The organism is Ectobacillus antri, from assembly GCF_003852715.1.
Lineage (GTDB): Bacteria > Bacillota > Bacilli > Bacillales > Bacillaceae_G > Ectobacillus > Ectobacillus antri.
In genome coordinates, this window is sequence record NZ_RIAV01000002.1 from 13,624 (window position 1) to 27,530 (window position 13,907).

General features: G+C 40.0%; 10 protein-coding genes. 8 read left to right on the top strand and 2 right to left on the bottom strand.

Features of this window, described 5'->3' with window-relative positions; translation table 11 throughout:
* Positions 1–5: 5 nt before the first annotated feature.
* Together pfkB and EEJ45_RS02530 are read right to left on the bottom strand one after the other, a co-directional pair.
* Entirely contained in the window at positions 6–917 is a 912-nt protein-coding gene (pfkB, locus tag EEJ45_RS02525; protein WP_124563220.1) for a 1-phosphofructokinase, read from the bottom strand.
* Positions 914–1,666: a DeoR/GlpR family DNA-binding transcription regulator gene (locus tag EEJ45_RS02530; RefSeq protein WP_124563221.1), complete on the bottom strand. Its 753-nt coding sequence runs from the start codon at positions 1,664–1,666 to the stop codon at positions 914–916. The genes pfkB and EEJ45_RS02530 overlap by 4 nt, the downstream gene beginning before the upstream one ends.
* A gap of 664 nt (positions 1,667–2,330) precedes the next feature.
* On the opposite strand from EEJ45_RS02530, the gene EEJ45_RS02535 reads away from it, so the two are divergent.
* The 8 genes from EEJ45_RS02535 (at position 2,331) to EEJ45_RS02570 (ending at position 13,871) form a co-directional block, all read left to right on the top strand.
* Complete coding sequence (locus EEJ45_RS02535; protein ID WP_124563222.1) at positions 2,331–3,311, top strand: tetratricopeptide repeat protein; 981 nt, start codon at positions 2,331–2,333, stop codon at positions 3,309–3,311.
* A 262-nt stretch (positions 3,312–3,573) separates the two neighbouring features.
* Entirely contained in the window at positions 3,574–4,851 is a 1,278-nt protein-coding gene (gene tig / locus EEJ45_RS02540) for a trigger factor (protein ID WP_124563223.1), read from the top strand.
* A gap of 249 nt (positions 4,852–5,100) precedes the next feature.
* Complete coding sequence (clpX, locus tag EEJ45_RS02545; protein WP_124563224.1) at positions 5,101–6,363, top strand: ATP-dependent protease ATP-binding subunit ClpX; 1,263 nt, start codon at positions 5,101–5,103, stop codon at positions 6,361–6,363.
* Positions 6,364–6,466: 103 nt separating this feature from the next.
* Positions 6,467–8,119, top strand: coding sequence for an ATP-dependent protease LonB (lonB, locus tag EEJ45_RS02550; protein WP_124563225.1), 1,653 nt, complete (start codon positions 6,467–6,469; stop codon positions 8,117–8,119).
* Between the two features lie 217 nt (positions 8,120–8,336).
* Entirely contained in the window at positions 8,337–10,658 is a 2,322-nt protein-coding gene (gene lon, locus EEJ45_RS02555) for an endopeptidase La (protein WP_124563226.1), read from the top strand.
* Positions 10,655–11,251, top strand: a complete 597-nt coding sequence (gene yihA, locus EEJ45_RS02560; protein ID WP_124563227.1) for a ribosome biogenesis GTP-binding protein YihA/YsxC — start codon at positions 10,655–10,657, stop codon at positions 11,249–11,251. The genes lon and yihA overlap by 4 nt, the downstream gene beginning before the upstream one ends.
* 455 nt (positions 11,252–11,706) lie before the next feature.
* Positions 11,707–13,032 carry a glutamyl-tRNA reductase gene (gene hemA, locus EEJ45_RS02565; RefSeq protein ID WP_124563228.1) on the top strand — a complete coding sequence of 442 codons (1,326 nt, stop codon included), beginning with the start codon at positions 11,707–11,709 and terminating at the stop codon, positions 13,030–13,032.
* A 5-nt stretch (positions 13,033–13,037) separates the two neighbouring features.
* The gene (locus tag EEJ45_RS02570) at positions 13,038–13,871 is read left to right on the top strand and encodes a cytochrome c biogenesis protein (RefSeq protein WP_124563229.1); all 834 of its coding nucleotides are present in this window, start codon (positions 13,038–13,040) and stop codon (positions 13,869–13,871) included.
* The last annotated feature ends 36 nt before the right edge of the window (positions 13,872–13,907 follow it).

The window sequence follows — 13,907 nt, forward strand, 5'->3', positions numbered from 1 at the left end:
TCTCTTTATAAGACAGTTACTTTCACTTGAGGTAACAGTCTTTCAATTGTATCGCGTGTTGTCAAATCGGAAGAAAAAGCTGTTGCGCTACCAGTTGCTACCCCATACCGAAACGCTTCCAAAATATTTTGCGTTTGTACGTACCTGCCTAAAAAGCCTGCAACAAGTGAATCGCCTGCGCCTACCGAATTGATAACATTACCCTTTGGAACTGTTGCAAAATATGTTTCGTTTTCTGTAAGGAGAACTGCACCGTCACCGGCCATAGATACGATTACATGCTGAGCTCCCATTTCAGCCAGTTTTCGTCCATATTGAACCGCATCTGTAACACTGTTTATTTCTGTATTGAATAGTTCTCCGAGTTCATGATGATTCGGCTTTACAACAAAAGGTTTATGGCAAACTACATCGAGTAATATTTTTTTGCTTGCATCGACTGCAACACGAATACCACGATTGGTACCGATTTTTGTTAATGTTTCATATAGATTTTCTGGCAGAGAATTTGGGATGCTACCAGCTAGAACCAATGTGTCGCCTTTTTGTAGAGTGTTAATTTGCTCTATTAATTGTTGTAGTTTATTTGTTGGAATAGTTGGCCCAGTGCCATTTATCTCCGTCTCTGTATCTGTTTTTAACTTAATGTTAATACGAGAATCGCCAGCGACTTCTATGAATTGTGTTGTAACTCCTTCTGTTTCCAATTTCTCTTTAATGAAACTTCCTGTAAATCCTCCTATAAAGCCGAGTGCTTTTGATGGAACATTAAGTCTTTGGAGAACGCGAGAGACATTAATTCCTTTCCCGCCAGGATATTTCACCTCTTTTTCAGTACGATTTACTCCATTTAAAGCAAAATCTGGCACTTCTACTACATAATCAATAGAGGGATTTAACGTTACTGTATATATCATGCTGTCACAACCTTTACATCTGTTTTGCGCGTAAATTGCGCAATCTCGTGCTCCTCTATATTTGTGGTAATAATAGAAGCAGCGTTAAGCTCTTCTATTTTTGTAAAAGATACCTCGGAAAATTTACTTGCATCAGCTAGTACATAGGACAATTTCGATAGCTGTAATGCGGTTTTTTTCAGCATTGCTTCTTCCGGATCTGGTGTAGTGTAACCAAAGGTCGCGTGAATTCCGTTTACACCTAAGAAGCAAATATCAAATCTATATCGTAGCAATGCATCAAGTGCGGCGCTGCCAATTAAGGCACGAGTGTTATTTTTCATCATACCGCCCAGTAGATAGGCGTGTATGTTTGCTTGGAATAATGCTTCAATATGCATAAGTCCATTCGTCACAACCGTAATATGCTTTCCTTCCAAATATGGAATCATTTCGTATGTGGTGCTACCTGCATCTAGATAAATACAATCCCCATCTTCCACAAGAGATGCTGCATGTTGACTGATTAAACGCTTTTCGTGAATGTTTTTGGAGGATTTTTCTGTCATGCTGGGTTCTTTTCTCTTTCCTTGTAGCGAAGCAGCACCGCCATGTACACGCTTTAGGCAATTTTTCTCCTCTAGTTGAATGAGATCACGTCTTATTGTGGACTCCGAAGAACTTGTTGCATCTATAAGCTCTTGAAGTTTTACAATTCCTTTTTTTTTCACTAAATCTAGAATCACTTGTTGACGTTCTGGTGTTAACAAGTAATCACCTCCTTATGGTTTAATCATAACGAAAGCCTTTTCATAAATCAATCAAAAATATTCAAAAACAATCAATTTAATTCAAATGATATCTTTAGCATAGAAGAGATTTCATGTATTTTTTACATTAGTTACGATTAAAAACGAACCTTATTTTGGGGAGTAATAGAGAAGAACGAGCGATGTTTGGCTGCACGTGCCTTGTAAAAACATATACACGTAATGGGACGTTCTGGAGATGTTGTTTCCTGTCAGGAAAACGAGTTGAACATATATACATTCATTAAGCAATAAACAAAATAACTTATGTTTTCTAACAAACTGAAGAAGACGGTTGTTGCACTGGTACATGCTTAGGATGCATTCCTAAGAATTGAAAACATACAAGATTGGAAACTAGATGCTTTGGCACCTGATTTTTGTGTAGGAAAAGCGCAAAGTTTATCATGTCTTATCCTGCTTATCTACATTTGCAATCTATCTATGGTTTTACTATGCTAGAAGCAGATGATAGGAATGAGAGGGAAATTGAATTCAGGTCGATGCTTGGGCTGCGCTGCTGTTTATAGGGCAAGCGCACCACAGTGTTTACATATAGTTAAAATCGTCCTGTATCCTCTTAATCAACACTATTTGATAATGGTTAACGGAAGAGGCCGAAGTAATGAAAAATGAAGAAACAGTTGTATTATTTCCTAATTTAGCAGCTCGTTTGAAAGAGAATGGTTTCCAGGCATTGCAGTCTAAAGATTTTAGCGAAGCACTTGCTTATTTTGATCAAATGCGCGCACACGATATGCATGACGAACGTACTGAATTTGGTGCAGTAGTATGCTTAATGGAGACGGGTGAATGGAAAGAAGCCAGAGTGCGTTGCAAAGAATTGCTTGCTAATCAAGATACGTTTGATGTGAATGTATTGGATATGTATATGAGCATTCTTGTGCAACTGAATGACTATACAGGAATCTCTCAAATGGCAAAACAAATACACGGGTATCCTATGCAAGAAGAGCAGCGAAAGAAGTTAGAAAGTTTAGTGTCATTTGCTCAAAAGATGCAGCAACAACCGTCAAAGGACATGAACCATGAATTCAAAACAATCTTTGCAGGCACAGATGTCGTTGCACAGTTACAAGCGTTGCAAACGTTAAAACAACAAGGAACGGTATATGCGTTTCCTTTTCTAAAAACATTTTTATCTGATACGCACAAGCACCCATACGTCAAAACGGCAGTACTGCATTTACTGAAGGAGCATGAGATAGAAGAGGCGGTGACAGTTAGTAAGTATGGCTTAAGCGAGCGAGTGGTGCCGTCCGAGCTGCTTGAAGTTAATGAAATGGCGTTTACGAAGGCTGTTTTACAAGAATTAGATAATCGTTTGAGTCAGGAAAATCCTACCTTGCTTGAAGCGTTATCTGCCTATTGGTTGCAGTTGCAGACACTTGTATTTCCGCTTTCTATGCAGCCGAATGACCCGAAATTATGGGCTGTGGCCCTAGAAATGATTGGAAACGATAGATTTGCAATGCATGAAGCAGATACCGGACATGAAGAAGAAAATGCTGTGTTTCAGCAACTTTTAGAAGAAGCGCAGCACATGCTGCTCCGTATTGAAACTGAAGGATTTTTACCGCTGTGACGAAAAAGAATGGCGTGATTGTTGAAACAGAGAATTTGTATGCTATAATAAAAGGGTTGCAGAAGGTGTAATTTGCCCCGCACAGAGGGAGTCTCTCATCATATTGTATGATTCTCGGATTACATACCGAGTATTTATAGCTTATCACGCATGAACGGGTAATATGCCCCGCTGCGGTGGGGAAAGAACCTGCAAAATGCTAGATCACAAACTGCACCGGTTTGTGTAAGTTTACTTTTATTTACATGGAGGGAAAGAATAAATGGCTGTAAAATGGGAAAAGTTAGAAGGTAGCGTAGGTGTCTTAACTGTAGAGGTTGAGGCACAAGAAGTAACGAAGGGTTTGGACGCGGCATTTAAAAAAGTTGTAAACCGCATCAATGAGCCTGGATTCCGTAAAGGAAAAATGCCACGCGTATTGTTCGAAAAGAAATACGGTGTAGAATCTCTTTACCAAGATGCATTAGACTTCATCTTGCCACGTGCATACACACAAGCAATTGACGAAACAGGTATCTTCCCTGTTGCGCAACCTGAAATCAACATCGAGCAAATGGAAAAAGGCAAAAACCTTATTTTCACTGCGAAAGTAACAGTTAAGCCAGAAGTAAAGCTTGGTGAATACAAAGGTCTTGAACTTGAAAAAATGGAAACTGCTGTAACAGATGAGGATGTAGCAAACGAATTGAAAACTTTACAAGAGCGCAACGCTGAGCTTGTTGTAAAAGAAGATGGCGCAGTAGAAAACGGCGATACAGCTATCATCGATTTTGAAGGTTTCGTAAACGGTGAAGCATTCGAAGGCGGCAAAGCTGAGAACTACTCTCTTGAGATCGGATCTGGTTCTTTCATCCCAGGTTTTGAAGAGCAGCTGGTTGGTCTAAAAGCTGGCGAGTCTAAAGACATCGAAGTAACATTCCCTGAAGAGTACCATGCAGAAGAACTTAAAGGTAAACCTGCAGTATTCAAAGTGACTGTTCACGAAATCAAAGCAAAGCAAGTTCCTGCTTTAGACGATGAGTTCGCTAAAGATGTGAACGAAGAAGTAGCAACTCTAGATGAGTTAAAAGCAAAACTTCGCGCAGATCTTGAAGAAAGCAAGAAAAATGAAGCAGAAAACAAACTTCGCAACGATGCGGTAGAAAAAGCTGTAGCAAACGCTGAAGTTGAAATTCCAGAAGCAATGATTGAAACTGAGCTTAATCGTATGGTTCGTGAATTCGACCAACGTCTACAAGCGCAAGGTATGAGCATGGAGCTTTACTTCCAATTCACGGGACAAGATGAAGCGAAGCTGAAAGAGCAAATGAAAGAAGAAGCAGCACCTCGCGTAAAAACAAATCTTGTATTAGAAGCAATCATTGAAGCTGAAGGCATTGAAGCTACAGATGAAGAAGCAAACGAAGAAGTAAACAAAATGGCTGAAATGTACAACATGCCAGTTGATGCTGTAAAGCAAGCTCTTGGCAGCCTAGAAGGCCTAAAAGAAGATCTTAAAATCCGTAAAGCTATTGAATTCTTAGTAGAAAACAGCAAGTAATATGATAAAACAGGGCGCGATGCTGGATCGTGCCTTGTTTTATAAAACGATTAAATAATTGTGCAGGAAATAAGCTCATGCAAGCAGAATATATGTATTCTAAAAATTAAAATGATTTAGAATATATACATAAGCGACCATATCATTTGTATTTAATCCAACATAGTGACATAATATGTATTTACATACGGTAATAATTTCATTTACATAGTGTGTAAGGTTTCTAGCACTTTTAAGGGGTGTGAAAATATGTTCAAGTTTAATGATGAAAAAGGGCAATTGAAATGTTCTTTTTGCGGTAAAACGCAAACGCAGGTCCGTAAGCTTGTGGCGGGGCCTGGAGTTTATATTTGTGATGAGTGTATTGAGCTTTGTACAGAAATCGTGCATGAGGAGCTTGCAAAAGATGATGAAGTAGAATTGAAGGATGTTCCAAAACCAATGGAAATTCGTGAAATCCTTGATGAATATGTCATCGGGCAAGATAATGCGAAAAAAGCTTTGGCTGTAGCGGTATATAACCACTATAAACGTATTAACTCCAACAGCAAAATTGACGATGTAGAGCTTTCTAAAAGTAATATTGCAATGATTGGTCCGACAGGAAGCGGTAAAACATTGCTTGCGCAAACTTTGGCACGTATTTTAAATGTGCCGTTTGCGATTGCGGATGCAACATCTTTAACAGAAGCTGGTTATGTTGGAGAAGATGTGGAAAACATTCTTCTTAAACTGATTCAAGCTGCTGATTACGATGTGGAAAAAGCGGAAAAGGGTATTATCTATATCGATGAAATTGATAAGGTAGCTCGTAAATCCGAAAACCCTTCTATTACGCGTGATGTTTCAGGCGAAGGTGTACAGCAAGCGCTTTTGAAAATTCTTGAAGGTACAGTAGCGAGCGTTCCACCGCAAGGCGGACGTAAGCACCCACATCAGGAGTTTATTCAAATTGACACAACAAATATTTTGTTTATTTGTGGCGGGGCATTCGATGGTATTGAGCAAATCATCAAACGCCGTCTAGGTAAAAAGGTGATTGGATTCGGAACAGACGGGAAGCGCAACATTGAGGATGACAAAGTGTTATCCCATGTTCTACCGGAAGATTTACTGAAGTTCGGTTTAATCCCTGAGTTCATTGGTCGTTTGCCGGTAATTGCTAACTTAGAGCAATTAGACGAGGAAGCGCTTGTTGAAATTTTGACAAAGCCGAAAAACGCACTTGTGAAACAATATCAAAAGCTGCTTGAGCTTGACGATGTAAAGCTTGAGTTTGAAGAAGGTGCGCTTCTTGAAATCGCGAAAAAGGCGATTGAGCGTAAAACAGGAGCACGTGGTCTTCGCTCTATTATTGAAGGCATGATGCTGGATGTGATGTTTGAGCTTCCTTCTCGTGAGGATATTGAGACATGCATCATTTCAAAAGAGACAGTTGCAGACGGCGCTCCTCCAAAGCTTGTATTGCAAGATGGTACAGTGCTTGAGCAAGGAACCAAAACGTCAGCGTAACCAAAAGAAACAGCAATTCCTAAGGAATTGCTGTTTCTTTTATGTTTAGGGCTCTTTCGACTCGGCGATACTACAAAGTATCAATGAACTGGGAGGGATTTACATGAGCTGGACGAATATTATTTTACTCGTTCAATTGGTGTTCGGCGTAATCGTCGGCTTATATTTTTGGCATTTGCTACGCAATCAGCGAACACAGAAAATATCGATTGATAAAGAATCTAAGAAAGAAATGGAGCAGCTGCGGAAAATGCGCTCTATCTCCTTAACAGAACCACTAGCCGAAAAAGTTCGCCCTGCTACATTTGCAGATATTGTAGGGCAACAAGATGGCATTAAATCATTACAGGCAGCGCTATGTGGTCCTAATCCGCAACATGTCATTATATATGGTCCGCCGGGAGTTGGAAAAACGGCGGCAGCTCGTCTTGTGTTAGAAGAGGCGCGCAAAAATGAGAAATCCCCTTTTCGTCCATCTGCTGTTTTTATCGAACTGGATGCGACAACAGCTCGTTTTGATGAACGAGGCATTGCAGACCCGCTTATCGGCTCAGTGCATGACCCGATTTATCAAGGAGCCGGTGCCATGGGGCAGGCTGGCATCCCGCAGCCCAAAAAAGGGGCGGTTACGGATGCGCACGGAGGGATTTTGTTTATAGATGAAATTGGTGAACTGCATCCGATTCAAATGAATAAAATGCTCAAGGTACTTGAAGATAGGAAAGTGTTTTTAGAGAGCGCCTATTATAGCGAAGAGAATACCTTTATTCCTACCTATATTCATGATATTTTTCAAAACGGGCTTCCAGCTGATTTTCGGCTTGTTGGAGCTACGACACGTTCTCCAGAAGACATTCCGCCCGCCATTCGCTCACGTTGTCTTGAAATATTTTTTCGAGAGTTGGACACAGAGGAAATTGAACGAGTGGCTCGCAACGCCGCTCATAAGGTGGAACTTGCAATCGGAGAGAAAGGTGTAGCATTAATTGGGAAATATGCACGTAACGGCCGTGAAGCTATTAATTTGGTACAAATTGCAGCAGGTATGGCAATTAACGAAAATAGAACTGACATTCATGATGCAGACATTGAATGGGTAATCCATTCTAGTCAGTTAACACCAAAGTATGAGAAGCGTATTTATCCAATTCCTAAGATTGGTCTTGTCAATGGTCTAGCTGTATATGGTCCAAACACGGGGGCTTTACTGGAGCTCGAGGTCACAGCAATGCAAGTGGAGGGAAAGGGCGATGTTGTGATTACCGGTATTGTAGAAGAAGAAAGTCTTGGGGGGCAAGGAAAATCCATTCGCCGTAAAAGTATGGCCAAAGCTTCTGTGGACAATGTAATTACTGTATTGCGCTCCTTTAACCTTCTTCCATCCGGATATGACATTCATATTAATTTTCCAGGCGGGGCACCGGTTGATGGTCCCTCTGCAGGAATTGCAATTGCAACGGGTGTCTATTCTGCGGTGCATGGACGATATGTACGCAATGATGTGGCAATGACCGGGGAAATTAGTATTCAAGGAGAAGTCAAGCCTGTGGGTGGTGTGTATGCGAAAATTAAAGCAGCAAAGAAAGCCGGTGCCAACACCGTCATTATTCCTGCTGAAAATATGCAACCTATTTTATATTCAATAACAGACATCGACATTGTTCCGGTCCGTCATCTTCAGGATGTACTGAAGTTAGCGATTGCGGAACAAATACAGGAGCATGCTCATTTTGAAGAAGAGTCACAGTCTGGATAAGAAAAACAAAGCTGTCCCAAAATGGGACAGCTTTGTTTTTCTAACATTCACATACAAATCAAAAGCGGTTCTTAAAAGAGTATTCTTTAAAAATACATAACAGAATTGGGTAATATAACTCATAGGAACCATTTCAATAATTCACCGCGATTGCATAAATGTTCTTTTGTAATATACAATAGGTGAACAGACTATAAAATGGAGGTGCCATAATCAAATGAACCAGAGCGAAAAAATCGTTCCCCTCCTGCCACTACGAGGTATTCTCGTGTATCCGACAATGGTGTTACATCTTGATGTGGGACGTGAAAAGTCGATACGAGCAATTGAGAATGCGGCACTTGATGAAAATCTTATCTTTTTGGCCACACAAAAAGATGTGAATGTCGATCAACCGACTGCAGAGGATTTATATACAATCGGTACATTAGCAAAGATAAAACAAACGTTAAAGCTACCAAATGGTACCGTTCGAGTGCTTGTGGAAGGATTACATAGAGCAGAGCTTTTACATCTGCAGGAGCAAGAAGATGTAGTAAATGTGAACATACAAGTATTAAAAGATAAGGAAGCGCATGACTTGGAAGAGAAAGCACTCATGCGCACACTAACACAAGATTTTGAGCAATATATTAAAGTGTCCAAAAAAATATCCAATGAAACGTTTGCAACAGTGGTGGATATAATGGAACCGGGACGTTTGGCGGACTTAATTGCCTCTCATTTACCGCTTAAAATTAAAGAAAAGCAAGACGTGCTGGAAATTTTAGATGCAAAAGAGCGTTTGCGTAAAATTATTTCATTTATTCAAGACGAAAAAGAGTTGCTCGATTTGGAGAAAACCATTAGTCAGCGTGTGAAAAAATCCATGGAGCGTACGCAAAAGGAGTATTTTCTACGCGAGCAAATGAAAGCTATTCAAAAAGAGCTTGGCGATAAAGAGGGGAAAACCGGTGAAGTTGAAGAGCTGCGTACTAAAATTGAACAGTCGGGCATGCCTCAAGAAACAAAAGATGTGGCGCTACGTGAATTGGGTCGGTATGAGAAATTGCCTTCTAGTTCGGCAGAGAGCGGTGTTATTCGAAATTATATAGATTGGCTATTAACATTGCCTTGGACAGAAGCAACAGAAGATATTCTAGACGTTGTACGTGCAGAAGAGATTTTAAACAAAGACCATTTCGGATTAGAAAAGGTAAAGGAACGCGTATTGGAGTATTTGGCTGTTCAGCAGCTCACACGCTCATTAAAAGGACCAATTCTTTGTCTTGTAGGACCGCCTGGCGTTGGTAAAACATCACTGGCTCGTTCAATTGCGACATCGCTTGGTAGAAATTTTGTACGGGTTTCACTCGGTGGTGTACGCGATGAATCGGAGGTACGCGGTCATCGACGCACTTACATTGGTGCTATGCCTGGACGGATTATCCAAGGTATGAAAAAGGCCAAAACAATTAACCCGGTATTCTTACTAGATGAAATTGATAAAATGTCCAATGACTTCCGCGGTGATCCGTCTGCGGCATTGCTAGAGGTATTAGATCCTGAGCAAAACCGAAATTTTAGTGATCATTATATTGAAGAACCTTACGATTTATCCAAGGTGATGTTCATCGCAACAGCCAACACATTGGCTACGATTCCAGGACCACTTCTTGACCGTATGGAGATTATTAATATTGCAGGTTATACCGAAATTGAAAAAATACATATTGCGCGTGATCACTTAGTTCCAAAGCAAATGAAAGAACATGGCCTTGGGAAATCAAAGCTACAAATCCGTGAAGATGGTTTAGTTGCACTTGTTCGTTATTATACAAGAGAAGCGGGTGTTCGTGCCTTAGAAAGACAAGTCGCAACGATATGTCGAAAAGCGGCGCGTATTCTAGTTACAGAAGCTAAGAAGAAAGTCGTTGTAACTGATAAAAATATTGAAGAGTTTTTAGGCAAGAAGAAGTACCGCTACGGGCAAGCAGAAGCGCATGATCAAGTTGGGGTAGCAACAGGGTTGGCATACACATCCGTTGGCGGTGATACGCTCCCGATTGAAGTGTCTCTATATCCCGGTAAAGGTAAGTTGATTTTAACGGGGAAATTAGGTGATGTGATGAAGGAGTCTGCGCAAGCAGCATTTAGTTACATTCGATCCCGAGCGAGTGAGCTGGACATTGATCCAGAATTTCACGAGAAGAATGATATTCATATTCATGTACCGGAGGGAGCGGTTCCAAAAGATGGCCCGTCAGCTGGTATTACCATGGCGACAGCACTCATTTCCGCTTTAACAGGTAAGGCTGTAAGTAAAGAAGTAGGGATGACCGGAGAAATTACACTACGTGGGCGCGTTCTTCCAATCGGCGGTCTAAAAGAAAAATCTCTAAGTGCACATCGCGCTGGCTTAAAAAAGGTCATTATGCCAGCAGAAAATGAGAAGGATTTAGATGACATTCCGGATAGTGTAAAGGAGAACATTACATTTGTCCCGGTTTCTCATCTCGATGAAGTGCTTGCGCACGCTTTAGTAGGAGTGAAGGAATGAAAGTAACAAAATCAGAAATTGTAATTAGCGCCGTAAAGCCGGCACAATACCCACAAGAGGATATGCCGGAAATTGCGCTTGCCGGTCGCTCAAATGTAGGAAAGTCGTCGTTCATTAATAAGATGCTAAATCGAAAAGGACTGGCGCGTATCTCCTCCAAGCCTGGAAAAACACAAACTTTAAACTTTTATATCATCAATGAGATGATGCACTTTGTCGATGTTCCTGGCTATGGATACGCAAAGGTGTCAAAAAAAGAGCGTGAAGCTTGGGGGAAAATGATTGAGACGTATTTTACATCAAGAGAACAATTAAAGGCGGTTGTTCTTATCGTTGATTTACGTCACCCACCGACTGCAGATGATGTCATGATGTACGATTTTTTAAAGCATTATGAAATCCCGGTTATTATCGTTGCGACAAAGGCTGATAAGATTCCAAAAGGAAAATGGGATAAACATCTTAAGGTAGTAAAAGAAAAACTTGAAATTGAGCCGGGAGATCGTCTCGTGTTATTTTCTTCTGAAACAGGTCTTGGAAAAGATGAGGCCTGGTCAGCTATTCATTATTTTACTAATACAAAAAACACGTGAGTTTGATTCACGTGTTTTTTTATGTTAGCTGTGTTACAGCTTAATATTTACAATAGGCAATTATTAATTAGAGAAAATGGAGAAAGATTTATATATGAAAGCGGTTTAAAAATTGATATAATGGGAAAATAAAGGAAGGGTTATTTTAAGGGAATATAGATTGCATTGCTTGCTTCACTATCATTTTTTTGATAACGTACAAGATAGAGTCTATGTTCGAACGAAAAAGTCATATTATATGGGGATGGGACTTTTTTAGCACATATACAGATGTTCACATTATTGTCAGATTTAAAACAAGTGGGATGTACTATCATTAACATTATATACATGTAGGATGAAGTACGAGAAATAGGAAAACAAATGTGAATATAGCTGTGTATTATAGATACAGTTATTTGTTTGCGCAAAGCACTCAATATGTATTTGGATAAGAATGAAGGGGGGCACGTAAAGTGCATATTCTAGTAGTGGGTGTTAACTATCGAACTGCCCCTGTAGAGATTCGCGAAAAGCTTTCATTTCAACCGACAGATTTGGAGCAAGCGATGCTGCAGCTGCAGCAACAAAAGAGTATATTGGAAAATATTATTATATCGACATGCAATCGAACGGAAGTCTATGCAGTGGTCGACCAACTGCATACAGGTCGATATTATATTAAAAAGTTTTTATCTGAGTGGTTTCAGCTCCCGATAGATGCGTTTTCTTCTTACTTGTCCATATGGGAGGAAGATGGGGCAATTGAGCACTTGTTCCGAGTTACAAGTGGTTTGGATTCTATGGTGATTGGTGAAACGCAAATTCTAGGACAAATTCGTACGAGCTTTTTACAAGCTCAAGGTCAAACAACAGGAACCGTGTTTAATGAGTTGTTTAAGCAAGCTATTACGTTAGCTAAACGTGCCCATTCAGAAACAACAATTGGTGGAAATGCCGTTTCTGTAAGCTATGCAGCTGTTGAACTTGCCAAAAAGATTTTCGGTAGCCTACAAGATTGTCATGTTCTTATTTTAGGTGCTGGCAAGATGGGGGAGTTGGCACTGCAAAACCTATACGGAAACGGTGTAGGACAAGTGACCGTGATGAATCGCACGTTTGAAAAAGCGGAAGCGATGGCAAAGAAGTATATGGGGCAAGCCAAATCATTACACGAATTACAATGCGCCTTAGTGGAAGCAGATATTTTAATTAGCTCCACTGGTGCTTCAGAGTATGTCGTAACAAAAGATATGATGATAAAAGTAGAAAAGATGCGCCGTGGTCGTCCAATTTTTATGGTGGATATTGCTGTTCCGCGTGATTTATCACCGGAAATTGCGGAGTTGGAATCAGTCTTTTTATATGATATTGATGATTTGCAAGGCATTGTGGAAGCAAATAAAGAAGAGCGTTTACGTGAGGCGGAAAAAATAGGTCTTATGATTGAAGAGGAGATTGTCCTATTTAAAGCCTGGATGAACACGCTTGGTGTTGTACCACTTATCTCGCAGCTAAGAGAGAAAGCACTATCTATTCAAAGTGAAACAATGAAAAGCTTAGAGCGGAAAATGCCGAATTTAACAGAGCGAGAGCGTAAACTTATCAGCAAGCATACAAAAAGTATTATCAATCAAATGTTGAAAGATCCTATTTTAATGGCAAAGGAATTGGCGGCGGAGCCTGATGCAAAGGAACACTTGGAACTGTTCGCAAAAATATTTAATTTAGATGTAAATCAGCAAGCATCTAAAGTAGAGCAAGTACATGCAGTTCCGGCATTATCCGCGCGTCCCTTATAACAGGTATGGAACTGCTTAATAACAGTATTATTTATCATGTAGCGATCATCCTTTATGCATGCAGTGTGAGTTTGTATTGTATTGATTTTTTACAAAGCAATCAAAAAGCAAATCGAACAGCTTTTTGGTTGCTTGCTATTGTATGGTTGCTACAAACGGTATTTATGTGCATTCGTGCTGTCGAAACGCATGCTAATCCGATTCTCACACTTGTGTCAGGTGTCTATTTTTATGTATGGCTGTTAATAACGCTATCTCTTATCTTAAATCGGTTGCAGCGCATTGATTTTTTGGTGTTTTTTACGAATGTACTGGCGTTTAGCATTAGCGCGCTTTCCATTTTTACACCATTTGGTAAAACACCGCCTGTTCTTGCAAATCGTTTAGTTTCAGAGCTAGTGTACGTACATGTTGGGATGGCGTTTTTATCGTATGCAACATTTACAGTTTCATTTATTTTCTCACTCATGTACTTGTTGCAGTATCGACTATTAAAGCAAAAGAAATGGACGGTTCGTTTGCGACGCTTAGGAAACCTACCTAAACTAAATACGTTATCTTATGTTTTAAATATATTTGCAGCACCATTCTTTTTGTTTGCCATTTTACTTGGCTGCATATGGGCTTACACAAAGCTTGAAAATTTTCACTGGTATGACCCTAAGGTAATTGGGTCTTTTGTTGTATTTATTGTATATTGTACAGGTTTATATCTGTATACCTCTGGGAAATTGCAGGGAAAGCAAATTGCACATTGGAATGTAGGTGCTTTTTTAACATTACTTATTAACATCTTTTTACTCAGTAGCTTATCTTCGTTTCATTTTTGGAACTTATAAGCGAACATCGGTATGTAGAATGAACAATGAAAGAGA

What these genes read in the sequence shown, in the direction of transcription:
- lonB (WP_124563225.1), top strand. Translation starts at nt 6,467, where the DNA reads ATGAGCTGGACGAATATTATTTTACTCGTTCAATTGGTGTTCGGCGTA.
- EEJ45_RS02570 (WP_124563229.1), top strand. Translation starts at nt 13,038, where the DNA reads ATGGAACTGCTTAATAACAGTATTATTTATCATGTAGCGATCATCCTT.
- EEJ45_RS02535 (WP_124563222.1), top strand. Translation starts at nt 2,331, where the DNA reads ATGAAAAATGAAGAAACAGTTGTATTATTTCCTAATTTAGCAGCTCGT.
- lon (WP_124563226.1), top strand. Translation starts at nt 8,337, where the DNA reads ATGAACCAGAGCGAAAAAATCGTTCCCCTCCTGCCACTACGAGGTATT.
- tig (WP_124563223.1), top strand. Translation starts at nt 3,574, where the DNA reads ATGGCTGTAAAATGGGAAAAGTTAGAAGGTAGCGTAGGTGTCTTAACT.
- pfkB (WP_124563220.1), bottom strand. Translation starts at nt 917, where the DNA reads ATGATATATACAGTAACGTTAAATCCCTCTATTGATTATGTAGTAGAA.
- clpX (WP_124563224.1), top strand. Translation starts at nt 5,101, where the DNA reads ATGTTCAAGTTTAATGATGAAAAAGGGCAATTGAAATGTTCTTTTTGC.
- yihA (WP_124563227.1), top strand. Translation starts at nt 10,655, where the DNA reads ATGAAAGTAACAAAATCAGAAATTGTAATTAGCGCCGTAAAGCCGGCA.